Annotated in this window: 24 protein-coding genes, 2 tRNA genes and 3 pseudogenes; 11 read left to right on the forward strand and 18 right to left on the reverse strand. The window is 64.1% G+C overall.

The annotated features are described in order from the left end of the window. Positions 1–45 precede the first annotated feature (45 nt). Entirely contained in the window at positions 46–237 is a 192-nt protein-coding gene (locus KDD17_RS07100; protein WP_254796922.1) for a hypothetical protein, read from the forward strand. A gap of 50 nt (positions 238–287) precedes the next feature. Here the strand turns inward: KDD17_RS07100 and KDD17_RS07105 are convergent, their stop codons facing one another. From KDD17_RS07105 to KDD17_RS07120, 4 genes and pseudogenes are all read right to left on the reverse strand, one after another. Beyond that, entirely contained in the window at positions 288–1,181 is an 894-nt protein-coding gene (locus KDD17_RS07105) for a fructose bisphosphate aldolase (RefSeq protein ID WP_212705905.1), read from the reverse strand. 81 nt (positions 1,182–1,262) lie between these two features. Next, positions 1,263–2,623 (reverse strand): annotated as a pseudogene (locus KDD17_RS07110) (cytochrome P450). Next, the gene (locus KDD17_RS07115; RefSeq protein WP_212705906.1) at positions 2,620–3,846 is read right to left on the reverse strand and encodes a hypothetical protein; all 1,227 of its coding nucleotides are present in this window, start codon (positions 3,844–3,846) and stop codon (positions 2,620–2,622) included. The pseudogene KDD17_RS07110 and the gene KDD17_RS07115 overlap by 4 nt, the downstream one beginning before the upstream one ends. A 67-nt stretch (positions 3,847–3,913) precedes the next feature. After that, entirely contained in the window at positions 3,914–4,666 is a 753-nt protein-coding gene (locus KDD17_RS07120; protein WP_212705907.1) for a cytochrome c biogenesis CcdA family protein, read from the reverse strand. A gap of 93 nt (positions 4,667–4,759) precedes the next feature. Between KDD17_RS07120 and KDD17_RS07125 the strand changes: the two genes are divergently transcribed. Further along, a complete protein-coding gene (locus KDD17_RS07125) occupies positions 4,760–4,984 on the forward strand; it encodes a sulfurtransferase TusA family protein (protein ID WP_212705908.1) in 225 nt (74 codons plus the stop codon). Positions 4,985–5,038: 54 nt separating this feature from the next. On the opposite strand, the pseudogene KDD17_RS07130 reads toward KDD17_RS07125, so the two are convergent. Continuing rightward, positions 5,039–7,668 (reverse strand): annotated as a pseudogene (locus tag KDD17_RS07130) (Rne/Rng family ribonuclease). A gap of 566 nt (positions 7,669–8,234) precedes the next feature. Between KDD17_RS07130 and KDD17_RS07135 the strand changes: the two are divergent. Continuing rightward, on the forward strand, positions 8,235–8,525 hold the full coding sequence (locus KDD17_RS07135; RefSeq protein WP_212705909.1) for a hypothetical protein: 291 nt from the start codon (positions 8,235–8,237) through the stop codon (positions 8,523–8,525). A 55-nt stretch (positions 8,526–8,580) separates the two neighbouring features. Here KDD17_RS07135 and KDD17_RS07140 read toward each other — a convergent pair whose 3' ends face one another. The 5 genes from KDD17_RS07140 to purC are packed head-to-tail and all read right to left on the reverse strand — an operon-like array spanning position 8,581 to position 13,440. Continuing rightward, the gene (locus KDD17_RS07140) at positions 8,581–9,915 is read right to left on the reverse strand and encodes a sigma-54-dependent transcriptional regulator (RefSeq protein WP_212705910.1); all 1,335 of its coding nucleotides are present in this window, start codon (positions 9,913–9,915) and stop codon (positions 8,581–8,583) included. 5 nt (positions 9,916–9,920) lie between these two features. Further along, positions 9,921–11,690 (reverse strand): sensor histidine kinase, encoded by a 1,770-nt coding sequence (locus tag KDD17_RS07145; RefSeq protein ID WP_212705911.1) that lies wholly within the window; start codon positions 11,688–11,690, stop codon positions 9,921–9,923. A 38-nt stretch (positions 11,691–11,728) separates the two neighbouring features. Next, entirely contained in the window at positions 11,729–12,397 is a 669-nt protein-coding gene (purQ, locus tag KDD17_RS07150; protein WP_212705912.1) for a phosphoribosylformylglycinamidine synthase subunit PurQ, read from the reverse strand. Next, positions 12,394–12,627, reverse strand: a complete 234-nt coding sequence (gene purS, locus KDD17_RS07155; RefSeq protein WP_212705913.1) for a phosphoribosylformylglycinamidine synthase subunit PurS — start codon at positions 12,625–12,627, stop codon at positions 12,394–12,396. Before purS ends, purQ begins: the two co-directional genes overlap by 4 nt. Before the next feature lie 51 nt (positions 12,628–12,678). Next, positions 12,679–13,440 (reverse strand): phosphoribosylaminoimidazolesuccinocarboxamide synthase, encoded by a 762-nt coding sequence (gene purC / locus KDD17_RS07160; RefSeq protein ID WP_212705914.1) that lies wholly within the window; start codon positions 13,438–13,440, stop codon positions 12,679–12,681. Between the two features lie 188 nt (positions 13,441–13,628). Here purC and bmt point away from each other — a divergent pair, with 188 nt between their 5' ends. From bmt to KDD17_RS07180, 4 genes are all read left to right on the forward strand, one after another. Continuing rightward, a complete protein-coding gene (bmt, locus tag KDD17_RS07165; RefSeq protein WP_212705915.1) occupies positions 13,629–14,645 on the forward strand; it encodes a betaine--homocysteine S-methyltransferase in 1,017 nt (338 codons plus the stop codon). 170 nt (positions 14,646–14,815) lie between these two features. Then, positions 14,816–15,514, forward strand: a complete 699-nt coding sequence (locus KDD17_RS07170; RefSeq protein WP_212705916.1) for a corrinoid protein — start codon at positions 14,816–14,818, stop codon at positions 15,512–15,514. A 90-nt stretch (positions 15,515–15,604) separates the two neighbouring features. Further along, complete coding sequence (locus KDD17_RS07175) at positions 15,605–15,760, forward strand: hypothetical protein (RefSeq protein WP_212705917.1); 156 nt, start codon at positions 15,605–15,607, stop codon at positions 15,758–15,760. Then, positions 15,757–16,392, forward strand: a complete 636-nt coding sequence (locus KDD17_RS07180) for a DUF1638 domain-containing protein (protein WP_212705918.1) — start codon at positions 15,757–15,759, stop codon at positions 16,390–16,392. Before KDD17_RS07175 ends, KDD17_RS07180 begins: the two co-directional genes overlap by 4 nt. Here KDD17_RS07180 and KDD17_RS07185 read toward each other — a convergent pair. Then, entirely contained in the window at positions 16,389–16,814 is a 426-nt protein-coding gene (locus KDD17_RS07185; RefSeq protein WP_212705919.1) for a SufE family protein, read from the reverse strand. The genes KDD17_RS07180 and KDD17_RS07185 overlap by 4 nt on opposite strands. Before the next feature lie 117 nt (positions 16,815–16,931). Between KDD17_RS07185 and KDD17_RS07190 the strand changes: the two genes are divergently transcribed. Beyond that, a complete protein-coding gene (locus tag KDD17_RS07190) occupies positions 16,932–17,459 on the forward strand; it encodes a hypothetical protein (protein WP_212705920.1) in 528 nt (175 codons plus the stop codon). Between the two features lie 4 nt (positions 17,460–17,463). On the opposite strand, the gene rnd is transcribed toward KDD17_RS07190, so the two are convergent. From rnd to purM, 3 genes and pseudogenes are all read right to left on the reverse strand, one after another. After that, a complete protein-coding gene (gene rnd, locus KDD17_RS07195) occupies positions 17,464–18,621 on the reverse strand; it encodes a ribonuclease D (protein WP_212705921.1) in 1,158 nt (385 codons plus the stop codon). A 54-nt stretch (positions 18,622–18,675) separates the two neighbouring features. After that, positions 18,676–19,230 (reverse strand): phosphoribosylglycinamide formyltransferase, encoded by a 555-nt coding sequence (purN, locus tag KDD17_RS07200; RefSeq protein WP_254796948.1) that lies wholly within the window; start codon positions 19,228–19,230, stop codon positions 18,676–18,678. A gap of 44 nt (positions 19,231–19,274) precedes the next feature. Further along, positions 19,275–20,320: pseudogene (purM, locus tag KDD17_RS07205) on the reverse strand (phosphoribosylformylglycinamidine cyclo-ligase). A 125-nt stretch (positions 20,321–20,445) separates the two neighbouring features. Here purM and KDD17_RS07210 point away from each other — a divergent pair. Further along, positions 20,446–20,522: transfer RNA gene (locus KDD17_RS07210), tRNA-Ile, on the forward strand. 14 nt (positions 20,523–20,536) lie between these two features. On the opposite strand, the gene KDD17_RS07215 is transcribed toward KDD17_RS07210, so the two are convergent. Continuing rightward, the gene (locus KDD17_RS07215; protein ID WP_212705923.1) at positions 20,537–20,992 is read right to left on the reverse strand and encodes a DUF4442 domain-containing protein; all 456 of its coding nucleotides are present in this window, start codon (positions 20,990–20,992) and stop codon (positions 20,537–20,539) included. 67 nt (positions 20,993–21,059) lie between these two features. Beyond that, entirely contained in the window at positions 21,060–22,352 is a 1,293-nt protein-coding gene (locus KDD17_RS07220; RefSeq protein ID WP_212705924.1) for an ATP-binding protein, read from the reverse strand. 44 nt (positions 22,353–22,396) lie between these two features. On the opposite strand from KDD17_RS07220, the gene KDD17_RS07225 reads away from it, so the two are divergent. Both KDD17_RS07225 and KDD17_RS07230 read left to right on the forward strand, forming a co-directional pair. Continuing rightward, positions 22,397–23,314 carry an MBL fold metallo-hydrolase gene (locus KDD17_RS07225; RefSeq protein ID WP_212705925.1) on the forward strand — a complete coding sequence of 306 codons (918 nt, stop codon included), beginning with the start codon at positions 22,397–22,399 and terminating at the stop codon, positions 23,312–23,314. Positions 23,315–23,396: 82 nt separating this feature from the next. Then, positions 23,397–23,471, forward strand: a tRNA-Asn gene (locus tag KDD17_RS07230). Positions 23,472–23,568: 97 nt separating this feature from the next. On the opposite strand, the gene KDD17_RS07235 is transcribed toward KDD17_RS07230, so the two are convergent. Continuing rightward, positions 23,569–24,486, reverse strand: a complete 918-nt coding sequence (locus tag KDD17_RS07235) for a response regulator (protein WP_212705926.1) — start codon at positions 24,484–24,486, stop codon at positions 23,569–23,571. Between the two features lie 136 nt (positions 24,487–24,622). Continuing rightward, on the reverse strand, positions 24,623–25,705 hold the full coding sequence (locus tag KDD17_RS07240) for a methyltetrahydrofolate cobalamin methyltransferase (RefSeq protein ID WP_212705927.1): 1,083 nt from the start codon (positions 25,703–25,705) through the stop codon (positions 24,623–24,625). Position 25,706 lies beyond the last annotated feature (1 nt).

Raw genomic sequence — 25,706 nt, forward strand, 5'->3', positions numbered from 1 at the left:
CGGAGTATGCCCTATTCCCACTCCCCACTTACAGCGCAGATGTGGATGATCGATCTCTTCAGCGCCCGCGCCGCCGCACGCGGGGGTGTTATCCGCCGCAGCGTCCGGGACATCGAGAAATACGTCGGGCGGGTGGAGTTTGAAGACGAGCTGCGGCGTCGCGGCTTCCACGCCGTCGAGAACGCCGGTCAGCTCGTCATCTTCTGCAACCAGGAGCCCATTCGGCTGGTCCTGTAATCGTTTTCTTTCAAAGAAAACGGTCGGAATTTTTCAAAAATTCCGATGCCTCAGGCCGCCGATGCGCTGTAAATCTTGTCGATGTTCCCGACGAGGGCTGCGCCGAATTCTGCATCCGTCATCTTCACGTTCAGCCCTTCTGCCAGCGCCCTGCTAAAGCTCGCGATCATCTTGTGGTTCTGCGCAAGCAGCGCGCAGGCTTCATCCGTGGAATAGCCACCCGACAGCGCCACCACCCGAACAACCCGGGCGTGATCCGCCGCCGCATCGTAAAGCCCCGGCTTGCTCGGGATCGACAGCTTCAGGATCACGTCCTGACCGTCTTCCAGCGTATCGAGGTGTTTGAGGATCTCGGTGTTCAGCATTTCCTCTGCCTCGGCCTTGGTGTCGGAGTGAATGTTCACCTCTGGCTCGACAATCGGCACAAGCCCGGCGGCGATGACCTGACGCGCCACGTCGAACTGCTGTGCGACCACGGCGGCAATGCCGTCCGCATTGGCGCTATGAATAAGCGAGCGTTCCTTTGTGCCAAAGATCCCGGCGGCATTCGCCTTGGCCAGCAGCGCGCCAAGCTCGGGCATCGGGTTGAGCAGCTGCACCCCGTTTGCCTCTTCCGCCAGACCCTTGTCGATCTTGAGAAATGGCACCACACCCCGGTCTTCCCAAAGGACCTGCGCGGTGGGCTTGCCGCCGATCTCCCCGTCCATCGTCCGCTCGAACAGGATCGCACCCAGCACCTTGTCAGAGGTAAAGGCGTCGGCGGTGATGATCCGGGTGCGCATTGCGTGCACGGCGGCGAACATCTCCGCGTCGCCGCTATAATCCGAAGGCTCGACGCCGTACTGGCTCAGCGCTTTGGGTGTGGATCCCCCGGATTGGTCAAGCGCTGCGATAAAACCGGTTTCAGTGGCGATACGGGCGCGTTGGGCGGCTTTTGTGGCCATCGGGGAAGATCCTTTGTCGGGGCATACTGTCACAGTCTCCTTAGCCCAACGCGCGGACGCGCACCAGATGCGGGGGCGGTGTTATCGCTCACGCGCGGTCAGTTTCAATCGAATGCCGTTTTTTGCGCGCACGGTCAGATGCGCGACAGGCACAGGCGCCGGCCCCTCGGTGCGCGTCACACGATAATCACGCAGGATGCGCGACAGCAGCAACGGCCCCTCGATCATGGCAAAACCCGCGCCCGGACAGACCCGCGCGCCGACGCTGAAGGGGATGTACGCCTCGCGCTGGCACTTGCGCCCGTTGTCGGTGTGCCAGCGTGCGGGATCAAAGATGTCGGGCGCGTCCCACAGCCGTTCGTGGCGGTGCAGGTGCCAGGGGCTGATCACCAGTTGCGAGCGTTTGCGAATGGTCCGGTCGCGAAACAGCTCCGGGCAGGCGTTTTCGCGCACCATCATCGGCACGGGGGATAAAGGCGCAGGGTCTCGCGAAACACGTCGCGGCTGAGCGGCAGTTGGCGCATGACGGCAAAATCGCAGGTATCCAGCGCCCGTGCCTCCTCGGCCAGCCTGTCCTGCCAGTCGGGATACAGCGCCATGAGATAGAGCGCCCAGGCGAGGGTCGAGGCGCTTGTCTCATGGCCCGCCAGAAAGAAGATCGCGACCTGATCGACCATCTCTTCGGTGGAAAACGTCTCACCGGTTTCGGGATCAGGCGTTGTCATGATCTTGGTTGCCAGATCGGCGGGCGCTGTGCCGTCCGCGATCTGTGCCGCACGCATGCGGGTCAGTTCGGTGATCAGGCGCCGGATGCGCGCGGCATTGGCGCGGGTGGCGCGGCGGTGCGGGCGCGGCATCCAGCGCGGCAGCGGCAAAAGCGCTGCCAGGTTCAGGATCGGCTGGCTGCGCTGATAGTCGCGAAAGGCCTGAAACGTCTCGCGCGCAAGCCGGTCCTCAATGGGCAGCGAGAACAGCGTGCGAAAGATCACGTCGGCGGCAGCATGGCTCGCTTCCTCCTCGATCTCGACCGTTTCTCCGACGCGGGCGGCGAGCCGGGCTGCGGCAGCCTCGCCCGCGTCCCACATGGCGGCAAAGGTTTCACGCAGCCGACCGCCCTCAAACGCCGGATCGATGATGCGCCGTTGACGCTCCCACGTGGCACCGTTCGTGACGAATACCGAATTGCCCAAGAGCGGCCGCAGCCCCTCGCCCACGCGGTCGGATTTCGGGAAATCCTGCGGCCGGTCCTTGAGCACCGTACGCACCAGTTCTGGTTGGTTCAGCAGGTAGCTGCGAAAGAACGGCGTGCGAAACTCGGCCATCCATGCGCGGTAAAGGCGCGCGGGCTGGGCCGACAGGATATCCGCGCGAAACAGCCGCGCGTAGCGCCAAAGCGACACCTTGTCAGGACGGCTGGGCGGCTTGGGCGGCAGCACGTTCATGGCGCGGTTGAGGTGTAGCGGTTGACGGGCCGGGTCAGGCGCGATTTCGACGGGCCGCGCCCGGCAAAGCGGTCGGCCAACGTCAGCGGCCCGGCGGTGATGCGAAAATAATCGTAGTCTCCGGGGCGGTCGAAGGCACATAGGTACTGGAAATGAAGGCGGAAAAAGCGCCAGCGCAGCTCTTTCCAGCGCGCGGGGCTGAGCGTTTGGGTGAACGCCGCCGAAATCACCAGCGGCCAGCGTTGCCCTTCGGGCGCCACGCCCGTGACCGCCACCGGATCGCACAGCGCAAAGGCACAGCCGTCGCCGGGTGCCGTCACGTCGAGCCAGAAGAGCGCTTCGCTCACACTCAGATACGCAAGATCGGCACGCAGACGGTGGGCATCGGGCAAGAACGATACCATGGGCACAACCTGCCCGAGGCTCAGAAACCCCAGCGCCGGGCCTTCCTCGCGCACCCGGTCCGCGCGGATCAGATCGGCGAGCACCGATACCCCCAGATGCGCGCCCGACGAATGGCCCACAACCAGCACTTCATCCACGTCCTCTGTCAGCGCGTGGGCAATGGTATCGGTAAACTCGGCGATGCGGGCCTCAAGCTCCGGCGGATTGGCGCCACGGGTGGCGGCCCCGTAGGCGTAATCATGCATAAGGTAATGGGCAAAAAACTTGCCATCGCGCGCCTTGAACCAGCGCAGGACCGCAATCGCGATCCCGAAACCGACAGCGATCAATGCGACCTTTGCCCAGGTGTTTGACAACCCCGCCGCCCCCGCCAGCGCGGCGGGCACCGACCCGAGGGCGATCGCGATCAGCAGTTGCACCAGCAGCATCCCCACGGGATAAAGCGCGGCAATCACCGGCCCCTTGCGCAGGCGCATCAGCCGGAAGAGTGCGCCGGTCGAGATATAGACCCAGGCCGTGCGCAAAAGTGCCGCGTAGGTCGCGGGGATCGAGGTGTTCATCGAGGCGCGCACGATGTCCGACCACACAAGGACATCCACATTTGCATCCACATGAACATCGTCTATCAACCCGTTGACCAACCACCCATAACGCTCGCCTCCCTGACGTTGCGTCAAGTTTAATCCATAGCCGGAAATCCGAGCCTGCGCGGCCCCTTCGCTGCGGTAAAGCTCGCGGTAGCGGCGCGGATGGATGGGGTCATAGCCGGGGATGTAGAACACACGCCTGCGGCGAACGGTCGTGGATCGGCGGGACATGACGGCGCGGCCTCTTGCGGGGTTTGGCTGAGCCTAGCGCGGATTTTCGGCCAAAGTAAGGCCGCGATCAGCCAAGCGATCCCAGCGCCGGAAATGTCTCCAGCAGCCAGAAGCTGAAGGTGGTGAAAGCCCCCGTCAGCATCGCCACACCCACGATGATCAGCAGACCGCCCATCACCCGCTCGATCGTTTTCATGTGGCGTTTGAGGCGGTTCATCACGCCCATGGCGCGGGTCATGAACATCGCGGCCAGCAGAAACGGGATGCCCAGCCCCAGCGCGTAGATGCCCAGCAGGAAGGTCCCGCGCGTGACCGATGCTTCGGAGGCGGCGAGCGACAGGATCGCGCCCAGCTGCGGGCCGATGCAGGGCGTCCAGCCAAAGGCAAAGGCAAGGCCCAGCACATAGGCGCCAAAGCTTGAGCCGCCCTTGTCGCCTGCATCCAGCCGCGCCTCTTGATCCAGAAACGGGATACGCAGGATGCCGAGGAAGTGGATGCCGAAGATAATCACCACGACGCCCGAGATCTGGGCAAAGAGGATCTGGTTTTGCAGGAAAAACGCCCCGAAGGCCGAGGCGGTGAAGCCCAAGATCAGGAAAACCGTGCTGAGCCCCAGCACAAAGAACAGCGCGGCGATGGTCGCGCGTTTGCGGGCCTGTTGCTCGGACGACATATCGTTGAGGCTCACCCCGCTCATATACGCAAGATAGGGCGGCACGATGGGCAGCACGCAGGGCGACAGGAAGCTGATGATGCCTGCCACGAGGGCCACGGCGATGGCGGGCAGCAGGCTCGCGTCGATGAGTTCAATTCCAAACATGAGCTACAGCTAACCCCTCGGACGCCCGCCGTCACGTGCCCTATTGTCACAAGGTTGTGGACAGGCTGTAACAACTGGCCTAGCTGTCCGACCATGACACATGATCTGGATGCCACCGGGCTGCTGTGCCCCCTGCCCGTTCTCAAGGCCCGCAAGCGGCTGCAAGCGCTGGAGGTGGGCGCGCGCTTGCGGATGCGCGCCGATGATCCGGCGGCGGTGATCGACGTGCCGCATTTCTGCGCCGAAAGCGGGCATGCGCTGATCGAAAGCACGCAGGAGCCAGACGGCGTGCAAATCTACCTGATCGAGAAACGCTGACGAAAAAGGGCAGACCCTGCGGCCTGCCCTTTTCGGTGTTGCGTGTGCTTCGCCCTAGCGGCCCAGAGACCACCACCCCTTGCGCGCCGGTTTCTTCTTGGCGGGCGGTTCTTCCGCGACTGGCTCCGGGGTCGGCTCCGGCGTAGGCTCTGCCGCGACTTCGGGGGCCGCATCGGCCACCGGTTCGGCGATGGGTTCGGGCGTCGGCTCGGGTACCGCCTCCGCGACAGGCTCGGGCGCGGCCTCAGGTGTCGGCTCGGGCGCAGGCTCCGAGGCTTCCGCTTCGGCCGCTTTCGCCGCCTCCGCCTCGGCAAGCGCTTTTTTCGACGGTGCCCGCTTACGGGTGCGTTTGGGCTTTTCCTCCGGGGTGGGCTCGGCCGCTTCCGGCGAGGTGTCAGGCGACGCCGCTTCCTCTACCGGCGCGTCGGTCTCCTCAGTCTTTTTGCGGCTGCGCGACCGGCTGCGGCGCTTTGGCTTTTCCTCGGCATCGGCGTCTGCGACCGGAGCCTCGGGCGTCGCTTCCTCGGCAGGGGCTTCGCTTTTGGCGTCACTGGGCGCCTCCGCTGCATCCGTGTTGTCGTCGTCGCCGTCGTTCTGACGATCCTCGCCATCGCGATTTTTGCCCCCGCGGCTGCGACGCCGCCGCCGGCGCTTGCGCTTGGGCTTGTCCTCGCCGTCGTCGTCGGCCTGGGGCTGCTGCTGTTGCGCCTCCTGGCTTTCAGCGGCGGCCTCCTGTGCCTCGGCTGCTGCGGCGTCCGCCTCGTCGATCTGATCCATCAGCGAGGTATCGACCGAGACCACGGCAGCGGTCTGCGCCACAACGCGCGTCGCCGTCTTGAACTTCTCCATCGAGAAGTCGGGGCTGACCAGATGCGGCTCCCCTCGATGCGCACGGACATGCCGTAGCGCGCCTCGATATGGGCGATATGCTCGCGCTTTTGGTTCATCAGGAAATTCGCGATGCCCACGGGCGCCTTGATCAGCACCTCGCGGGTGCGGCGACGGGTGCCTTCCTCCTCAATAGCGCGCAGGATGGCCAATGCGAGGTTATCGTCAGAGCGGATAAGCCCCGTGCCGTGGCACGCCCCGCACGGCTGCGTCGTCGCCTCGATCATGCCGGGGCGCAGGCGCTGGCGCGACATCTCCATCAGGCCAAAGCCCGAGATGCGGCCGACCTGAATGCGCGCGCGGTCGGTCTTGAGCTTGTCCTTCATGCGCTTTTCGACGGCGGCGTTATTCTTGCGCTCGTCCATGTCGATGAAATCGATGACGATCAGCCCCGCAAGGTCACGCAGGCGCAGCTGGCGCGCCACCTCTTCGGCGGCCTCGAGGTTGGTCTTGACCGCCGTCTGCTCGATCGAGCCTTCCTTGGTCGCCCGGCCCGAGTTCACATCGACGGCGACAAGCGCCTCGGTCACGCCGATCACGATATAGCCGCCCGAGGGCAGCTGCACCGTGGGATTGAACATGCCTGACAGGTAGGATTCCACCTGATAGCGCGCGAACAGCGGCAACTGATCCTCGTAGCGTTTCACGTTCTTGGCATGGGACGGCATGATCATCTTCATGAAGTCCTTGGCGATGCGGTAGCCGCGCTCGCCCTCGACAAACACCTCGTCGATCTCGCGGTTATAAAGATCGCGGATCGAGCGTTTGATCAGATCGCCCTCTTCGTAGATCTTCGCGGGGGCGATGGATTTCAGCGTAAGCGAGCGGATCTGCTCCCACAGGCGTTGTAGATATTCAAAGTCACGCTTGATCTCGGCCTTGGTCCGTTTGGAGCCTGCCGTGCGCACGATCAGGCCCGCGCCCTGCGGCACCTCGATCTCCTGCGCGATTTCCTTGAGCTTCTTGCGGTCGGCGGCGTTGGTGATCTTGCGGCTGATCCCGCCACCGCGTGCGGTATTGGGCATCAAGACGCAGTAACGGCCCGCGAGGCTGAGGTAGGTGGTCAGCGCCGCGCCCTTGTTGCCGCGCTCTTCCTTGACGACCTGCACCAGAAGGATCTGACGGACCTTGATGACTTCCTGGATCTTGTAGCGCCGCGGACGCGGCTTGCGCACGGGGCGGATGTCCTCGGCGTCGTCCTCGTCGGCCACGGATTCGATGTTCTCATCCTTGGCCGAGGCGTCGGCGCCATTCTCGTCGCTGTCGTCCTCATCGTCGCCCGCAGGCGTGTCCACGGGGGCTTCCTTGACCCGCTCCATGGGTGAGGAGGCCTCGTCCTCCGGCACATCGACATCGTCGCTCAGATCGACGGTCTCCATACCCTCGATTTCGGTCGAGGTGGTGGCGTCATCGCTTGTGACGTCCTCGGCCTTTGCCTTGGGCTTGCGCGAGCGTGTGCGGCGCTTGGGTTTTTGCTCTTCCTCGTCCTGTGCCGCCTGTTGGGCAGCGTAGGCGCGTTCTTCCTCCAGCAGCGCCTCGCGGTCGGCCACGGGGATCTGGTAATAATCGGGATGAATTTCCGAGAACGCGAGGAAGCCGTGGCGGTTGCCGCCGTAATCCACGAACGCCGCCTGCAGCGACGGCTCGACCCGGGTTACCTTGGCAAGGTAGATGTTACCGGCAAGCTGGCGCCGGTTTTCGGATTCAAAATCAAATTCCTCGACCTTGTTTCCGTCGACCACGACCACGCGGGTTTCTTCCGCGTGGGTGGCATCGATAAGCATTTTCTTTGGCATGATACTCTATTGCACAGCGGCGGACGGCCCGGAGGCCGGGCACGTCGCAAACTGTGTCTTGTCAGGGCGATTGGTGACAGCGCGACCGGGCGGCCCTGCGGGCCGGTCCTGTCGTGGCAAACTGTGTGCGCGCGCGTCATCGCGGTTCTTCTCCGACGCGACAGAGGCGCTGAGGCCGCCTGCCGCATCCGTTTATGACTGTGCCGCCCGTCGGGCGTGGCCCAGGGCATCCATCAGTGTCGGTCGTGCCGTTTCCGGCGCTATCGGTCTGCGGGCAATCACCGAAATTCGGGACCATCGCAGCGAATCTGTCTGCCGGGCGCTGCGCCGTCAAAGACGTGCCAGACCCGGTCCTTCATACCTAAAGCCTTGTGCGGCAAAATGACAATGCCAATTTCACCGTCTGGTTGCGAAATCGTTGAATTTACGTCGCTCTTTACGTTTCACGCGGCCGCTCAAATCCGCTTGCGCTGTTGCGACAATCTGTCCGAACCGGTAAAGTATTCGTGAAAACAATGGGCCGGGATCCGGCCTATTACCACTATTTTGGAGACAATATGCGACCAATGATGCGCACCACCGCCCTGCTTTGTGCCGGGCTCATGGCTCTTGCCGCCTGTGATCCAGCCGAATTCGATCCCGATCCCGATGTGCGCCGCGACGCGCGGGCCAGCCGGACCTGTCAGGCCGCGGTCAAGGACCAGACGGGCGACGGCACGGTACAGCTTAATACCACGCTGCCCATCGTCGAGATCAACCAATACATCATCGACGCGCCCGGCGTTCAGGAACAGTGGATGTGCCGCACCGACGACGAGGGCAATGCCACCCAACTCTACAAGCTTGGCGTCGGCTAACCCCCGTTAATCCATGAAAAAGGGCGCCCCGGATCCGGGGCGCCCTTTTTTGTGGCTAAAGGTAATCTGCGCGTTGCAGCTGATACTTTGCCATCTTCTCGTTGAGCGTGCGGCGCGGCAGGCACAGCTCGTCCATCACACTGGCGATGGAGCCTTTGTGGCGCCGCATGGTGTTGTCGATCAGCATCCGCTCGAACGCCTCGACGTATTCCTTCAGCGGCTTGCCCTCGGTCGTCATCACCGGCTGCATCTCGTCGGGGTCGGACATCAGCAGAGACGCGATGGTGCCCGAGCCACGGCGCGATTGCAGCACCGCACGCTCGGCCACGTTGATCAACTGGCGCACGTTGCCGGGCCAAGGCGCCTGCAACAGCTGTGCTGCCTCCTGCGCGGTGACCTGTGGCGCGTCGCAGCCGTATTCATCGGCGAATTGCTCGCTTAGCCGGGTAAACAGGCTCAGGATATCCTCACCGCGCTGGCGCAGGGGCGGCACGGTGATGCGCAGCGCCGCAAGCCGGTAGAACAGATCCGAACGCAGCGCGTCCTCGGAGGTGCGGCCTGCCTCCTGCAGGTTGGAGATCGCGACGATCCGCGTCTCGGCGGGCGTCCCCTGTTCGTTGATGGCGGACAAAAGCTTGGCCTGCTGCACCTCGCTCAGTGTCTCGATATCCTCCAGCACCAGCGTACCGCCGCGCGCCTCCTCGATGGCGGGCAGCTGCGCGTCCTCCGGCATCATCGGGCCGAACAGCCGCTTGTTGAGCGCGTCCTCCTCAAAGGCAGAGCAGCTGACGAGCACGAATTTCTTGCCCGCCCGGTTGCCCACGGCGTGCAGCGCGTGCGCAACAAGCGTCTTGCCGGTCCCGGTTTCGCCGTCAATCAGAACGTGGCCATCGGCCTGCCCCAGATCCAGGATGTCCTCGCGCAGACGCTCCATCACGGGCGATTGGCCGATGAGCTTTTTCATCAACTGGCCGCCGTCGGACAGCTCCCGGCGCAGTGCGCGGGTGTCCATCACCAAACGGCGACGCGCGGTGGCCTTCTTGGCAAGCTCGCTCATCCGGTCGGGGTTAAATGGTTTTTCGAGGAAGTCGAACGCGCCCACGCGCATCGCCTCAACCGCCATGGGGACATCGCCGTGACCGGTAATCATGATGACCGGCAAGGCGCTGTCGTTGCCCATAAGTTTCTTCAGAAACTGCATCCCGTCCATGCCGGGCATCTTGATGTCCGAAATAACGATACCGGGATAATCCGGCCCCAAGACCTTGAGCGCATCCTCGGCAGAGCCGAAAGTTTCGGTATCGTAGCCCGACAGGGCCAGCCATTGACTGATGGATTGCCGCATGTCCCGTTCGTCATCCACGATCGCGATCTTCATTGCCTGTGCCATCCGCGTTACTCCGCTGCTTCTATTTCAGTCGTGCCCTCGTAGATGGGCAATTGCATTTCAAATACCGCACCGCCCTGCTGGCCGTTGCGCGCCGTCATCCGCCCGCCCAGATCGCTCACGATCCCCGAGGAGATCGCAAGGCCCAGACCCACCCCGTCGCCGGGTTGCTTTGTGGTGTAGAACGGCTCGAACAGAGCATCGAGATCCTCAATGCCCGGACCGTTGTCGCGCACCGTCAACGTGGCGGTCTCCCCCGCCGACAGCATGATCTCCACCACCGCGTTACGCTCGGATTTGGTGGCATCAAGCGCGTTGCGCAAGAGGTTGACGAGCACCTGCTCGATCCGCATCCGGTCGCCCATCACCAGTACCGGCTCATCCGGCACGATGCGGTTGATCTGAACGCGGCGCTGCTTGAGCTGCGGCTCCATCATGCTGAGCGCGCTGGCGAGCGCATCGGCCATATTGACAGGCGACAGCGCCTGCTGACCCTTGCGGGCGTAGGATTTCAGCTGCCGGGTGATCGCGCCCATCCGCTCAATCAGATCGTCGATGCGACGGAACGCGCTCAGCGCCTCATCGGGGCGGTTGCGCGTAATGAGCAAACGGGCACCCGCGAGATAGGTCTTCATCGCGGCCAGTGGCTGGTTCAACTCATGGCTCACCGCCGCCGACATCTCCCCCAACGCCGCCAGTTTCGACGATTGCTCCAACGTCTGCTCAGCCACGGCAAGCGTTTCCTGCACGCGCTTGCGCTCTGCGATCTCGCGTTGCAGGGCGGCGTTCAGCGCACGCAGCTTGGCCGCGTCGCGCTGAAAGAGTGCGGCCCGCCCGGCCGTGCGACGGCTCAGGAAATAGAACGTCAGCGCCAGCAAGATGGCAAAGCCCATCACCTCCAGCGCCAGCACCCCGTTCACCCTTTCGCGCACCGACGCGTAGGTCGTGTAGCTGACCATGCGCCAGCCGCGAAAATTTATCCGGCTCTCAAGCCGCATCACCGCCTCGCCCTGCAAATAGGCATCGGGCGGCAGCGCGGTCCAATCGGCGGTGGCCTGGATCGCCCGTTCAATGGCCCCCCGTGGCGGCTGATTGGCCAGGGCCTCCTCCTCGGTGCGGCCGCGCCAACGCGGTTCGGTCGCAAGCAGGATCTGCCCGGTACTGTTGGTCACGATCACCGCATCACTGATCCCGGCCCAGGCACGCTCGAATTTGCGCAGATCGACCTCGACGGCGATCACGCCCACCGTGTTGCCCCCGCTCTGGATCCGACGGGAATAATAGAATGCGTAGCCGCCGGCCTCCTGTTCGATCACGCTGAAGATGGTCGCGTTTGACCGCACGGCATCCACGAAATAGGGGTCCGCACGGTGCATCTCGCCGATGCGGTTGCGGTCGGTGGCCGCCACGGTGCGTCCGTCACCGTCCAGCAGCAGCAAGGACGCCGCGCCGATTTCCTCGACAAATGAGATCAGGCGCTGGGTAGAGAGCGTGTAATCGGCGCTGTCGAGCGCGGCGATCAGCGTCGGGTCGCGCGCCAGCAGTTGCGGGACGATGGCGTTCTGACGCAATTCGGCCAGAAGGTTCCCGCCATAAAGCGCGATGCGCAGCTCCGCGCGGTTGCGCGTGGCCTCGGTGAACCGGTCTGTCAGCAGCCTGTTGGTAATCGAGATCACCGCGATGGCGACGATCAGCAGCACGCCCAATGCCACCCGCACGCGCCAGCTGATCGGTGCGGGCTGCCAGGACGACAAAAGAGACTTGGGCGGCGTGTTCATGCGCGCCACCCTACCCCGGTCCTGCCCCCCTGCTCAAGTCAGGCGGTGGTCAGCGCGCCCGTCAATGCGCGGAAGAGCGCTTGTCCGTCCGTGCCGCCGTGGCCCGCGTCCGCCGCCCGTTCGGGATGTGGCATCATCCCCAGAACCCGCCGGTTGGGCGACAGGATGCCCGCGATGTCGGCGCGCGCGCCGTTGGGATTGTCGGTGTAGGTAAAGGCGATCCGGTCCTCGCCCTGCAGGCGCGCAATCGTCTCGTCGTCGGCGAAATAATTGCCGTCGTGATGCGCAATGGGAATGTCGATCACATCGCCCGCGTTGTAGCCGACCGTGTAGTCGGAGGCCGATGTCTCCACCCGCAGACCAACGGTCTTGCAGATGTATTTCAGACCCGCATTGCGCAACAGCGCGCCGGGCAGCAGGCCGGTCTCGGTGAGAACCTGAAAGCCGTTGCAAATCCCCAACACATACCCACCGCGCTCCGCATGGGCCGCAACGGATCGGCAGATCGGAGACTTTGCGGCAATCGCCCCACAGCGCAGATAATCACCGTAGGAAAATCCACCGGGCACGCCCACGACATCCACGCCCGCAGGCAGCGCGTCATCCTTGTGCCAGACCATCGTGACATCCGCACCCGCCGCCTCGAACGCAACAGTCAGGTCGCGGTCACAATTCGACCCCGGAAAGACGACAACTGCCGCCTTCATGCGGACATCTCCACCGTGTAATTTTCGATCACCGTGTTGGCGAGCAGCCGCTCGCACATCTCGGTCACCTGCGCCTCGGTCGCGCCCTCGGCCAGATCCAGCTCGATCACCTTGCCCTGGCGCACGCCCTCGACCCCGTCAAAGCCCATGGCCCCCAACGCATGGCGCACGGCCTCGCCCTGCGGGTCAAGCACCCCGTTCTTCAGCATCACATGCACCCGTGCCTTCATCGCAGCGTCCCCCGCTTCATTGTGCCAAAAATACGCAAATCCCGACGTTTCCTAGTTGATCAACGTCGGTTTTGTCATCGGTGCCGCCGACTTCGGGATCACGCCCAAACGGGTGGCAACCTCCGTGTAGGCGTCGGTCAGTGAGCCGAGATCCCGGCGAAACACATCCTTGTCCAGCTTCTGGCCCGTTTCGATGTCCCACAAGCGGCAGCTGTCGGGCGAAATCTCGTCGGCGATGATCAGCCGCTGGAAATCCCCGTCATAGACGCGGCCGACCTCGATCTTGAAATCCACCAGACGGATGCCGACGGCCATCATCACGCCGGACAGGAAATCATTGACCCTCAGCGCAAGGCTCAGGATGTCGTCCATATCCTGCTGGCTGGCCCAGCCGAAGGCAGCGATATGCTCTTCGGTGACCAGCGGATCGCCCAGGGAATCATCCTTGTAGCAATACTCGACAATCGGGCGCGGCAGTTGCGTGCCCTCGTCGATGCCCAAACGGGTCGACATGGTGCCGGCCGCGTAATTGCGCACGATGATCTCAAGCGGCACGATTTCCGCCTGGCGCACGAGCTGTTCGCGCATGTTCAGACGTTTGATGAAATGCGTGGGCACACCGATCTGCGCCAACCCCAACATGAAGAATTCGGACAGGCGGTTGTTGAGCACGCCCTTCCCGTCGATCACGTCCTTTTTCTGGGCGTTGAACGCGGTGGCATCATCCTTGAAGTATTGCACGATCGTTCCCGGCTCCGGGCCTTCGTACAGGATCTTTGCTTTGCCTTCGTAGATCTTCTTGCGGCGGGCCATGGGCGTCCCTCATCTGAGCCGGGGCCCGGTTCGGACCCGTCGCAGCCCTCTTAGTGCAAGCCCCGCTTTGCTGCAAGCGCAGCAGCGGGGCGTTGCCGGAGCGTTCCTCATAAAGATCTTGAAGATTATGAGCCTTGCCTCATCCATGCGCCCGTGAGAATCTTCGCCAACCAAATATTGGAGTTTTCATGTCTGACGTCTTTGCCAAACTCCTCGCCGACCGTGGCTCCCTTCTGGCCGACGGGGCGACGGGCACCAACCTGTTCAACATGGGCCTGCAATCGGGCGACGCGCCCGAGCTGTGGAACACCTCGGAGCCTGCCAAGATCACCGCGCTTTACCGCGGCGCGGTGGACGCGGGGTCGGATCTGTTTCTGACCAACAGCTTTGGCGCCAACGCGTCGCGCCTGAAATTGCACGACGCACACAAACGCGCACATGAGTTGAGCCGCGTCGCCGCCGAGCTGGGCCGCGAAGTCGCCGACACCGCCGGGCGCACGGTCATCGTCGCGGGCTCCGTTGGCCCCACGGGCGAAATCATGGCGCCGGTGGGCGCGCTGTCGCACGCGCTGGCCGTCGAGATGTTCCACGAGACCGCCGATGGTCTGAAAGCCGGCGGCGCCGACATCGGCTGGCTCGAGACGATCTCGGCCCCCGAGGAATTTCGCGCCGCCGCCGAAGGCTTTGCGCTGGCCGGGCTGCCCTGGGTCGGCACCATGAGCTTTGACACCGCCGGGCGCACGATGATGGGCACGACCTCCGCCGCGATGGTCGAGATGGTGGCGGGCCTTGATCCCGCGCCCCTGGGATTTGGCGCCAATTGCGGCACCGGCGCGTCGGATCTGCTGCGCACGGTGCTGGGATTTGCTGCGGCGGGTGCCGATCTGCCGATCATCGCCAAGGGCAATGCGGGCATTCCGAAATATCACGACGGCCACATCCACTACGACGGAACGCCCGAACTGATGGCAACCTATGCGGTGATGGCACGCAACTGCGGTGCGCGGATCGTTGGCGGCTGCTGCGGCACGATGCCCGAACACCTTGAGCGGATGCGCGACGCGCTTGATCGCATGCCCGTAGGCGCCGCACCCGACCTCGAAGAGATCGCGGCCGCGCTTGGTCCCTTCTCCTCGGCGGGCGACGGTACGGGCGAAGACACGCCAGCCCCTCGCGCCCGGCGCGGACGCCGCCGCGCGGCGTAACCCGCTGCACCTGCAGCATTCCTGCCCGGATCGCCCAAATTCGACGCAAAAGCGTGTGAGGACGTCGCCACACGCTCTGTGGGTGTCGCAAATGCCTTAGTAAAAACGTTCGTCTGTGCCAAATACTCGCGTAAGTCCGCAGGTGCGGCCCGACTTTCAAAGGGAACATCATGTCCGAAGAAGACGATATCATCCTCTCCGAGCTCGACGACGAAGAACTGGTTCAACAGATGTTCGACGACCTTTACGATGGTCTCAAGGAAGAGATCGAAGAGGGCGTGAACATTCTGATCGACCGCGGATGGGCGCCCTACGACGTTTTGACCAAGGCGCTTGTGGGCGGCATGACCATCGTCGGCGCGGATTTCCGCGACGGGATCCTGTTTGTCCCCGAAGTGTTGCTGGCCGCCAACGCGATGAAGGGCGGCATGGCCATCCTCAAGCCGCTGCTGGCCGAAACCGGCGCACCGCGCGTGGGCAAGATGGTCATCGGCACGGTCAAGGGTGACATCCACGACATCGGCAAAAACCTTGTGTCGATGATGATGGAAGGTGCCGGTTTCGAAGTTGTCGATCTGGGCATCAACAACCCCGTTGAGAGCTATCTGGAAGCTTTGGAAAAGGAAGGCCCCGACATTCTGGGCATGTCCGCCCTGCTGACCACGACAATGCCCTACATGAAGGTCGTGATCGACACGATGGTCGAACAGGGCATTCGCGATGATTATATCGTGCTGGTCGGCGGCGCACCGCTGAACGAGGAATTCGGAAAGGCCATCGGCGCCGACGCCTATTGCCGTGACGCCGCCGTGGCGGTCGAGACGGCAAAGGAATGGGTCGGGCGCAAACATAATTCCGCGAACGCCTGAACGCGGTCGCCAAACGGATCAAGGCCCCGCAGTGACGGGGCCTTTTTTATGCGCGCATCACAGCCTATCTTCGCCGGAAAGGAGATTGTTGTGCCCAAACTCACATTCGCCATCCTGATCCTGTCGGTAATTGTAGCCGCAGGTGCCACCCTGTGGCTTTTGTCGCTGGGCGGTCCGGGCCTGATAGTCGCCGCCCTGCCCGCGTTTCTCATCGCGGTGGTCGCGCTGCGGTACTTGCGCCGATGAGCGTGTCGGACACCGCGTTGACCGAACACGGCCTGCCGCTGGCCGCCCCTGAGGGCCGGGTGCTGATCATTGCCTGCGGGGCGCTGGCGCGGGAGATCCTGGACCTCAAGGCGTTGAATGGTTGGGATCACCTTGATCTGACCTGCCTGCCGGCCAAGCTGCACCTGTACCCCGAAAAAATCACCGATGCCGTACGGGCCGCCGTGCACAAACACCGCACGACCCACGGAACGATCTTTGTCGCGTACGCCGATTGCGGCACCGGCGGGCTGTTGCAGGCGGCCTGCGCCGACATGGGTGTCGAGATGATCGCCGGGCCCCATTGCTACAGCTTTTTCGAGGGCAATGACCGTTTTGCCGCGCAGGATGATGAGGCGATCACGACCTTCTATCTCACCGATTTTCTGGTGCGCCAGTTCGACGCCTTCATCGTCAAACCCATGGGGCTGGACCGCCACCCGGAACTGCGGGAGATGTATTTCGGCAATTACACGCGGCTGGTCTATCAGGCCCAGACCGACGATCCGGCGCTGACGCAAAAGGCCCGCGACTGCGCTGACCGCCTCGGGCTGCGGTTTGAGCGAAGGTTCACCGGTTACGGCGATCTGGCAACGGCGCTCGACGCGCTCTAGACGCTTGCCGCCGCTGTTTCGCGCACCCGCTCGATCATCGCCGTCAACCCGTTCGAGCGTTGCGCCGACAGATGATCGTTGAGCCCCAGTCGCGCCATCTGCGCGCGCGCGTCCACCGCCATCACCTCCGACGGCTTCAACCCGTTGTAGAGCTTGCGCAGCACGGCGATCAGCCCCGAGACGATCATCGCATCCGACGCGCCGTCGAAATGCAGCGCGCCGTCGCGCATCTCGGCGTGCAGCCAGACCTGGCTTGCGCAGCCGTCGACCTTTGTGGCGGGCACGCGCAGGCTTTCGTCCAGCGCGTCCATCTCGCGGCCCTGATCGATCACGTGGCGATAGCGGTCTTCCCAATCGTCGAGAAACTCGAAATCCTCGACCAGCTCTTCGAAGGCGGGGTGCTCATGGTGGCTCCTTGTCAATTTCTCGGCTAGTGCTGACCTAGGCCCGCCACAAGGCAACGTCCACCCCTTCAACCCTTCCCAAGCCCGCACGCTTGCTGTAAATCATGCCAAACAGGCAACAAGATCGGCACCGCCATGCGCAGCACCCTTCCTCTTCTCCTGATCGCCGCGACCGCTTTGGGCGGTTGTGCCGTGGTGCGCGACAGCGCGGTGAACCCGGCCAACTGGTTTGGCCGCTCGGCCCCGGCGCCCGTCGCGGCAGAGGATGCGAAACCGGTCAACCCGCTGATCCCGCAGGGCGGTGGCGGGCTTTTTGGGCGTCGCGCGGTGACGGAAGAAACCTATGAAGGCCGCCCGTTTGAAGAGGTCGTCGATCTGAAGGTCGAGCGCGTGCCGGGGGGTGCGATCATCCGCGCCACGGGACGCGCGGCGCGTCAGGGGATCTATTCGGTGCAGCTGACGCCCGCGAACGAGGATGAGCTGCCCGAAAACGGTGTACTGGTCTACCGGCTCGAAGGGGTGCGGCCCGATTTCAACACGCCCGTCGGCACCCAGCCCACGCGTGAGGTCACCGCCGGTCGCCGTCTGTCGGATCAGCAGTTGCGCGGCGTGCGCAGCATCCGGGTCGAGGGCACGCAATCGGCGCGGGTCGCGCGCCGCTGATTGGTCAGCTGCGCACAACCACCACGTCGTTGCCCTTGGCCGTCAGCGCGATCCGCCCTTCGCACAGCTCGATCGCGTCATCGCCGAACACTTCACGCCGCCAGCCGCGCAGCGCCTGCACGTCGCGCATCCCGCCCGCAATTGCGTCCAGATCTGCGGCGGAGGCGATCAGCTTGGCCGCGACGCCGGCGCTTTCCACCTTGGCCTTCAAGAGCACGCGCAGCAGATCCGCCAGCGCCGGGTTCACCTGTAGCTTGTCGCGCCGTTTGTCCATTTCGGGCAGATCGGAGGTCGGGCAATTCACTCCCTCGGCCACTGCGGTAAGGATGCCTTCGGCGATCTCGCCCTTGCGTGCTTCCCGCAGCAGCAGCCGCGCGCGGCTCAGCTCTTCGTGCGACTTGGGTTTGAGCGAGGCAAGCTCCACCATCGCGTCGTCCTTGTAGATCCGGTTGCGCGGGATGTTGCGCGACTGCGCCAGCCTTTCACGGAATGCCGCCAGCGCCCGCACGATGGCCAGAAACCGCCCCGAATGGGTCCGCGTCTTGACCCGCTTCCACGCATCCTCGGGCGGGTTGAGATAGGTCGCGGGCGTCGTGAGTGTCTCCAGCTCTTCGGCGACCCATTTGTCGCGGCCGGTCTCGGCCAACCTGGCGGCGAGAAATTCGTAGATCTGGCGCAGGTGCGTCACGTCGGCCAGCGCGTATTTCTTCTGTGCGTCGCTCAGCGGGCGGCGCGACCAATCGGTAAAGCGTGACGTCTTGTCGAGTTGCTCATGCGCGATCTTGCGCACCAGCGTCTCATAGCCGACCTGCTCACCAAAGCCGCAGACCATCGCGGCGACCTGCGTGTCGAACAGCGGCTCCGGGAAAACCTCGGCATCGACGAAAAAGATCTCAAGGTCCTGACGCGCGGCGTGAAAGACCTTGACCACCGAGGTGTCGCGGAAAAGGGCGTAAAGCGGTTCGAGCGAGAGCCCTTCGGCAAGCGGATCGACCAGCACGGCGTTGCTGTCATCGGTGCCGGGCATGGCCAGCTGGATCAGGCAGAGTTTCGAATAATACGTACGCTCGCGCAGGAATTCTGTGTCGACTGTGACGTAGTCATGCCCCGCGGCTTCGGCGCAATAGCTGGCAAGATCGTCTGTCGTGGTAATGGTACGCATGGCAATTTTCCTATCTGCCCCCAAGGGGTAGCGAAATCCGCGCCCCTTGACCAGTCAGCTCGTGAGCATCAGGGGCGCACGCTCCCCGGCGGCAAAGCGGCGCAGCACTGCGGGGTAGAGCCTGTGTTCCTGCACCAGAACGCGCGCGGCAAGGGTGTCGGGCGTATCACCGTCGATCACCGGCACCTGCGCCTGACCCAGGATCGGCCCCTCGTCTAGTTCGGCGGTGACCTCATGCACGGTACAGCCGTGCACCCCATCGCCAGCCTCGATGGCCCGCGCGTGGGTGTTCAGCCCGCGATATTTCGGCAAAAGCGAGGGGTGGATGTTCAGCATCCGGCCCTGCCAGCCGTCAATGAAGGCCCCGGTGAGGATGCGCATGAAACCGGCAAGGCAAATCAGATCGGGGGCGTGCGGCGCGAGGGTTGTCGTAAGCGCCGCCTCGAACGCGGCGCGATCCTTGCCAAAGGGGCGGTGATCGACGACCTCGGTCGCGACCCCGCGTTCAGCTGCGCGCACCAGCCCGCCCGCATCCGCGCGGTTTGAAACCACCACACAGGGCGCGCCCGCGTGGCCCGGGCGCGCCATATCGTCAAGCAGCGACACCATGTTCGAGCCGCCGCCGGAGAGGAAGATCGCGACCCGTCGCTGGCTCAAACCAGATTGCCCGTGTAGCTGACGCCGCTGCCGTGGGTAACGCGGCCGATCTCGAACACGTCTTCGCCCCCGTCGCGCAGCATCTTGGCCGCCGCGTCCGCCTTGTCGGCGGGCACGACCACAACCATGCCAAGCCCTGCGTTGAAGGTCTTGAGCAATTCATCCTCGGCCATGCCGCCGTGGGCCGTGAGCCAGCGGAATACGCCCGGCAGCTCCCATCCGCCCAGGTCGATCTGCACACCGCAGCCTTCGGGCAGCACGCGGGGATATTCTCGCTCAGCCCTCCGCCGGTAATATGCGCGGCAGCGTTCAGATAACCCGCCTGCGCCAGCGCCAGCACCGGTTTGACATAAAGCCGCGTGGGCGTCAGCAGCACCTCACCCAGCGTGCCCGCATCCCACGGGCAGGGATCGTCCCACGTCAGGCCAGAGTGTTCGACGATCACGCGCACAAGGCTGTAGCCATTGGAATGCACCCCGTCGCTGCCCAGACCCAGCAGCACATCACCGGGGGCCACATCGCGCGGCAGCGCGCCGCCCCGCTCCATCGCGCCGACGGAGAAACCGGCGAGGTCAAAATCCCCCTCGGCGTACATGCCGGGCATCTCCGCCGTCTCGCCGCCGATCAGCGCGCAGCCCGCCCGCTCGCAGCCCGTGGCGATGCCCTCGATGATGCGTGTCGCCTGATCCAGCTCAAGCTTGGCGGTGGCGAAGTAATCGAGAAAGAAGAGCGGCTCGGCGCCCTGGCACACCAGATCGTTGACGCACATGGCCACCAGATCGATGCCGATCCCGTCGACGTGGCCGGTGTCGATGGCGATGCGCAGCTTGGTGCCCACACCGTCGGTCGCGGCGACCAGCACCGGATCGGTGTACCCTGCCCCCTTGAGATCAAAGAGCGCGCCAAATCCGCCAAGACCCGACATCACGCCCGCACGTCTTGTTGCCGCCGCCGCCGGTTTGATCCGTTCGACCAATGCGTTGCCTGCGTCAATATCGACGCCCGCGTCCGCGTAGGTCATGCCGTTTCGGGTCTCGCTCATGGGATCATCCTGCTGCATTTTTGCTGTCGCGCGCACCGTTACCCCAACTCGGGCCGCGCGGCAATGCGGCCTGCGCACCTGCGGCCTTGACGCGCGCGGCTGCGCGGCATACCCCATTGCCCGGCGGGCCTGTAGCTCAATTGGTTAGAGCAGAGCGCTCATAACGCTTTGGTTGCGGGTTCAAGTCCTGCCGGGCCTACCAGCCGCCGCCTTGCCTCACCCTTTGCGCGTGGGGCTTACGTACCAATTCACCCGCATTTCAACGACCGGATCGCCTGCCTCGTCGCGCAGCTCGATATCGACGTCAAAGGCGGTCTTGCCCGCGTCTTTGATCTCTTTCATCAACTCCGTGCCGGGGCGCGAGGTGCGGGCGGTTGCCGTCAGCGTGCCTTGGGCGAATTTCTTGTAGGTAATTTCGGCCGTGGCCGCCACGGGCCGCATGTCGAGAATCACCGGGGCCAGTGCGCCCGCCACCGCCGCGCCCGACGCAGCCTCGCCCAGCGTGAACATCGCGCCCGCGTGCTGGCCCTTGATATGGTTCTCGGTTTCGGGGCGCTGGATCATGCGGGCCTCGGCCTCGCCATCGGCCACGCGGATCAGTTCGACCCCGGTATGTGTGGCGTATGGCACCGCCTGACCCAGATGCGCCTTGATCATTTCATACGGATCCATTGGTCCCCCTTCGATTGTTCCCGCAAAGGTTGCTGATCGTGTTGATTTTCGCAAGGTTCCCCCAACGTCACCGCCCGAGGACCAGATCCGCACATAGCCCGCCCAGATCCTCGGACGCCCCCAATCGCAACGTGCCGCCATGCCCCCGCGCCACATCGGCGGCAATCGCAAGCCCAAGGCCCACGCCGCCGCCCGCGTTCTGATTGCGCGCCGCATCCAGCCGGGTAAAGGGGCGCAACGCCCGATCGCGTTGCTCAGCGGGGATGCCGGGGCCGTCGTCCTCGACCCGGATGCGCAGCGTCTTGTCGGTCAGCGACACGGTCACGACCGCGCGGGTCCCGTAACGCACGGCGTTGTTGATCAGGTTTTCGACGGCGCGGCGGACCGCAACCTCGCGCAGCGCTACGGTGCCGCTGCCCTCGCCGGTCTGGACGAGCGTCACGGGTTTGCCCTCGCGGCGTGCGTTATCGACAATCTCGGTCACGATCTCGCGCGGGTCGACCCTTTCCGGCTCCCCCTCCGCCATGCCCTTGGCAAAATTCAGAAACTCATCAAGCATGTCCTGCATGTCGTCGACATCGCGCAGCAGCGGGGCGGCGTCCTCCTCGTCGATCATCGCAAGGCCCAGCCGCAGGCGTGTCAGCGGCGTGCGCATGTCATGGCTGACCCCGGACAGCATCAGCGTTCGCTGCTCGATATGCCGCTCGATCCGCGCGCGCATATCCAGAAAGGCGTGCCCGGCGGCGCGCAACTCCACCGCGCCGGTGGGCGTCAGCGACATTTGGCGGCCCTTGCCGAAAGCCTCTGCCGCACGGGCAAGACGCCGAATGGGCCGCAACTGGTTGCGCAGAAAGATGATCGCTATCACCGTCATCAAGAATCCAAAGACGGTCATATAGACAAACAGCTGGTGCGGATTCGCCGCCGTGATCCGGCGGCGGTCGAACGACAGCACCAAGGGCTCCGGCATCTCATCCACCGCGATCCGCACAACATCGGTGTCCCGCAGATCCGCCGCCAGATACCCGGGCAGCCGGTCCGCCAGCCGCTGCATCAGCACCCGACCGGAATAATCGTACCAAAGCCGCCCGCTCTCCAGCGCCGCGCCCCCGGTGGTCACCCCGATCCCCAGCGGTGCGAGGGCCGCCGCGGGATCCCCGCCCGCCCGCTGCACCGCGCGAACCAGGGAGATCTCGCGCAGCATGGTATCGGTCATCTGCTGCGTGACCCCTTCGAAATGGCGCTGCGCAAAGAGAACGGTCACGACCAGTTGCAACACCACGACCGGCAGCAACAGGATCAGCGCCGCCCGCCCGTAGATGCCGCGCGGCATATAGTGTTTGAGCCAGCCAAAGGACATGGCTAAACCCTAACCAGAGCTGTGCCAGCGCGAAAGGCCAAACCATGACGCCCCCCGACGACTTTGATCCCCCCATCGGCGTGGCCGAGACGCTCGCCCCCGGTCTGCGCCGGATTGTGGCGCCCAACCCGTCGCCGATGACCTATCGGGGTACGAATACCTACCTGCTGGGCACCCGTGATCTGGCAGTAATCGATCCCGGCCCGGACGCGCCCGATCATCTTGAGGCGATCCTTGGCGCGCTGACCCCCGAGCAGCGCATCAGCCATATCATCGTCACGCACAGCCATCTGGATCATGCCCCGCTCGCCCGGCCGTTGGCCGCCCGTTGCGGCGCGCCGGTACTGGCCTTCGGCGGCGCGCAGGCCGGTCGGTCGGAAATCATGGAGCAACTCGCACAGGCGGGCGATATCGGCGGCGGTGAAGGCATCGACCTGGCGTTTCACCCGGACACACAGCTGACCGACGGGGCAAAAATCACCGGCGACGGCTGGGAGCTGGAAGTGCTGCACACGCCCGGTCATCTGGGCAACCATATCGCGCTGGCCTGGGGCGACGCGTGCTTTACCGCCGATCACGTGATGGGCTGGGCGTCGTCGCTGGTCTCTCCCCCCGATGGGGATCTCACCGATTTCATGGCCTCCTGCGCCCGGCTGCAGGCGCGCGACTGGGCGGTGTTCTACCCCGGGCACGGAGCGCCCGTCACGGATCCCGACGCGCGTCTTGACTGGCTGGTCACGCATCGCCGCACCCGCGAGGCAGAGATCCTGCGCACCCTCGAAAGCGGCGCGGCGACCGCCGGGCAGATCGCGCGCGCGGTCTACCGCGACACCCCGCCCGCCCTTTTGGGCGCGGCCAGCCGCAACGTGCTTGCCCATCTCATCGACCTGCACAGCCGCCGGATCGTGCACCCGCGCGGCGCGCTTCACGCAGAGGCGGAATTCGCGCTTGGCACCGGATAAATCACCGGCCGTAAAAAATCCCCGCAAGCCCCGAAAACCCTCTGGACGCCCGTTTGAGCCAACGCTATACGATGCCCACCGTTCCGGCGTAGCTCAGCGGTAGAGCAGTTGACTGTTAATCAATTGGTCGTAGGTTCGATCCCTACCGCCGGAGCCATAATAAGCCTTCCAGGTCAATTGCCTGGAAGGCTTTTTTAATGTCAGGACGCAACGTTTGGCACCTGCGGGCCACACGGGGCCGCGATCGCGGGGTGTCAGCCTGCCGCCTCTCCCGCGTGGGCGCCGCGCAGCAGATCGAGAGGGTTGCTGCCGACTGGCAGATCGCGGCACATCACGCTGCGGATCGTGACTGCGCTCTGCCCGCTGCCGGATCCGAAATGCGCCGCGTCCGCGGCGCCCACCGCCGCGCGAAATCCCGCCTCAATCGCTGCCTGGTCTTCCGGTGAGACGTCAAAGGACAACGCCGTGAACACGCCGTCCCCATTGTAGCTGAGCATCGTTGCGAAAGCCTGCGAATGGGAGACGAACGCCTGCGATAGCGCCGCTACGTAGGGGGTGTCAAAGCCCACCCCGTGCAGCGTCGTGCCATCGGCAAGCGGACCCATTTCGATCAGGGTGACCGCGGCGCGGGCGCGGCTCGATGTGGGGACACGGCGGATGCAATTCTCGATCGCGAAGGGCGAGACGATCCCGGACCGATCCGAGCGCAGCGTCGCCCCCCGTTCGATCAGCCGGCTGATCTGGAGCATCTGCGAGTGGTCGTAATCCAATGACGTGACGGGCAGCGGACGCTCCGATAGGCTCTGCGCCTCGACCGCGCGGATACTTGCCTCAAGATCGAAAAGCTCGAACGGCTTGAGCATGTAGTCGATCGCGCCGGCCACAAAGGCATCCGCGATGTGCTGGGTGTCGCTGAGCGCGCTGAGCATGACGATCCGCGCGCTGTGGTGCACCGGGTGGTCGATGATGTCGGGGATCAGTTCGATCCCGGTGACCTCGGGCATGTTGATGTCGAGCAAGACGCAATCAAAGGGCGTTTGCTCTGCGTCCAGCGCGCGGCGGGCGTGCTGCGCGGATGGCGCAAGCCGCACGTCCCGATAGCCAATGGATTCAAGGAAAAGCTCCGTAATCTCGAGAATTGTCGGATCGTCATCAACCGCCAGAATTCGCATAGTGCCGCCCCTTGCCGCGCGGCCAGACGCGATCTGCGCGGCCACCTTCCGTGGCAAAGAGTATTAACGCAAAAGCAAAGCCGCAACTGAAAGTTGCGGCAATGTTATTTTCAATAAACCGAAGGCTGTCGCGGAGTTACGCGCGTCTGCGCCGGCCACCGGTGCGCCCTGCCCGGCCCCGGCCTTCTTCGCCCGCCTTTGGCGCGACCTTGTTGAACTTGATCCATTCACCCCCGTGCGGGTCACGGTCAAACAGGAAGTTCGCGGCACGGATCGCTTCCATTTCCTTGCCCGCGCGCGGCAGCGTCGAGCCCATGCTAAACAGCTGCACGAATGCTTCGTCGTCCATGCCCTCGGGCAGGATCACGCCAAGCGCTTCGATCTCGGCGCGTTTCTCGGCGATCTTCTTGGGGCCGACAGGCAGTGCGACGGGGTTCATGATCGCGCTCGTCATGCCGGCACCCATCGCCATGGGCAAAAAGGCATTATTGATCCCGTGGCGGTTGGGCAGGCCAAAGCTGATGTTGGAAGCACCACAAGTGGTGTTGACGCCCAGCTCTTCGCGCAGACGGCGCACGAGGGTAAAGACCTGATGCCCCGCCGTCGCCATCGCACCGATCGGCATGACCAGCGGGTCGACGACGATGTCATGGGCGGGAATGCCAAAATCTGCAGCGCGTTCGACGATCTTTTTCGCCACGGCAAAGCGTACATCAGGATCTTCGGAGATGCCGGTATCGTCATTGGAGATCGCCACGACCGGCACGTTGTATTTCTTGACCAGCGGTAGCACGAGCTCCAGCCGCTCTTCTTCCCCGGTGACGGAGTTCAGCAGGGGACGCCCCTCACAGGCCTCCAGCCCGTTTTCCAGCGCGCCGGGCACGGAGCTGTCGATGCAGATAGGGCAGTCGGTCACGGTCTGCACGCGTTTGATCATCTCGGGCATCAGCATCGGCTCGACAAAGTTGTTGTCGGCGTAGCGGGGATCTTCGGCCATCTTGTTTGAGAATACGGCACCCGAGTTCACGTCAAGCACGGTCGCACCCGCGGCGACCTGCGCAATCGCATCGGCCTCGACGCGGGAGAAATCACCGCGCTCAAGCTCTTCGGCGAGGATCTTGCGGCCCGTGGGGTTGATCCGCTCCCCGATGACGCAGAACGGCTCGTCAAAGCCGATCACGGTTGTCTTGGTCTTGGATTCGATGACGGTTCTGGTCATG

It is taken from the genome of Sulfitobacter albidus, assembly GCF_018200035.1.
In the GTDB taxonomy this organism is placed as follows: Bacteria; Pseudomonadota; Alphaproteobacteria; order Rhodobacterales; family Rhodobacteraceae; genus Sulfitobacter; species Sulfitobacter albidus.

Coding starts and splice junctions, on each gene's coding strand:
- KDD17_RS07100 (WP_254796922.1), top strand. CDS start 46: ATGATCGATCTCTTCAGCGCCCGCGCCGCCGCACGCGGGGGTGTTATC.
- KDD17_RS07105 (WP_212705905.1), bottom strand. CDS start 1,181: ATGGCCACAAAAGCCGCCCAACGCGCCCGTATCGCCACTGAAACCGGT.
- KDD17_RS07115 (WP_212705906.1), bottom strand. CDS start 3,846: ATGTCCCGCCGATCCACGACCGTTCGCCGCAGGCGTGTGTTCTACATC.
- KDD17_RS07120 (WP_212705907.1), bottom strand. CDS start 4,666: ATGTTTGGAATTGAACTCATCGACGCGAGCCTGCTGCCCGCCATCGCC.
- KDD17_RS07125 (WP_212705908.1), top strand. CDS start 4,760: ATGACACATGATCTGGATGCCACCGGGCTGCTGTGCCCCCTGCCCGTT.
- KDD17_RS07135 (WP_212705909.1), top strand. CDS start 8,235: ATGATGCGCACCACCGCCCTGCTTTGTGCCGGGCTCATGGCTCTTGCC.
- KDD17_RS07140 (WP_212705910.1), bottom strand. CDS start 9,915: ATGGCACAGGCAATGAAGATCGCGATCGTGGATGACGAACGGGACATG.
- KDD17_RS07145 (WP_212705911.1), bottom strand. CDS start 11,690: ATGAACACGCCGCCCAAGTCTCTTTTGTCGTCCTGGCAGCCCGCACCG.
- purQ (WP_212705912.1), bottom strand. CDS start 12,397: ATGAAGGCGGCAGTTGTCGTCTTTCCGGGGTCGAATTGTGACCGCGAC.
- purS (WP_212705913.1), bottom strand. CDS start 12,627: ATGAAGGCACGGGTGCATGTGATGCTGAAGAACGGGGTGCTTGACCCG.
- purC (WP_212705914.1), bottom strand. CDS start 13,440: ATGGCCCGCCGCAAGAAGATCTACGAAGGCAAAGCAAAGATCCTGTAC.
- bmt (WP_212705915.1), top strand. CDS start 13,629: ATGTCTGACGTCTTTGCCAAACTCCTCGCCGACCGTGGCTCCCTTCTG.
- KDD17_RS07170 (WP_212705916.1), top strand. CDS start 14,816: ATGTCCGAAGAAGACGATATCATCCTCTCCGAGCTCGACGACGAAGAA.
- KDD17_RS07180 (WP_212705918.1), top strand. CDS start 15,757: ATGAGCGTGTCGGACACCGCGTTGACCGAACACGGCCTGCCGCTGGCC.
- KDD17_RS07190 (WP_212705920.1), top strand. CDS start 16,932: ATGCGCAGCACCCTTCCTCTTCTCCTGATCGCCGCGACCGCTTTGGGC.
- rnd (WP_212705921.1), bottom strand. CDS start 18,621: ATGCGTACCATTACCACGACAGACGATCTTGCCAGCTATTGCGCCGAA.
- purN (WP_254796948.1), bottom strand. CDS start 19,230: ATGGTGTCGCTGCTTGACGATATGGCGCGCCCGGGCCACGCGGGCGCG.
- KDD17_RS07215 (WP_212705923.1), bottom strand. CDS start 20,992: ATGGATCCGTATGAAATGATCAAGGCGCATCTGGGTCAGGCGGTGCCA.
- KDD17_RS07220 (WP_212705924.1), bottom strand. CDS start 22,352: ATGTCCTTTGGCTGGCTCAAACACTATATGCCGCGCGGCATCTACGGG.
- KDD17_RS07225 (WP_212705925.1), top strand. CDS start 22,397: ATGACGCCCCCCGACGACTTTGATCCCCCCATCGGCGTGGCCGAGACG.
- KDD17_RS07235 (WP_212705926.1), bottom strand. CDS start 24,486: ATGCGAATTCTGGCGGTTGATGACGATCCGACAATTCTCGAGATTACG.
- KDD17_RS07240 (WP_212705927.1), bottom strand. CDS start 25,705: ATGACCAGAACCGTCATCGAATCCAAGACCAAGACAACCGTGATCGGC.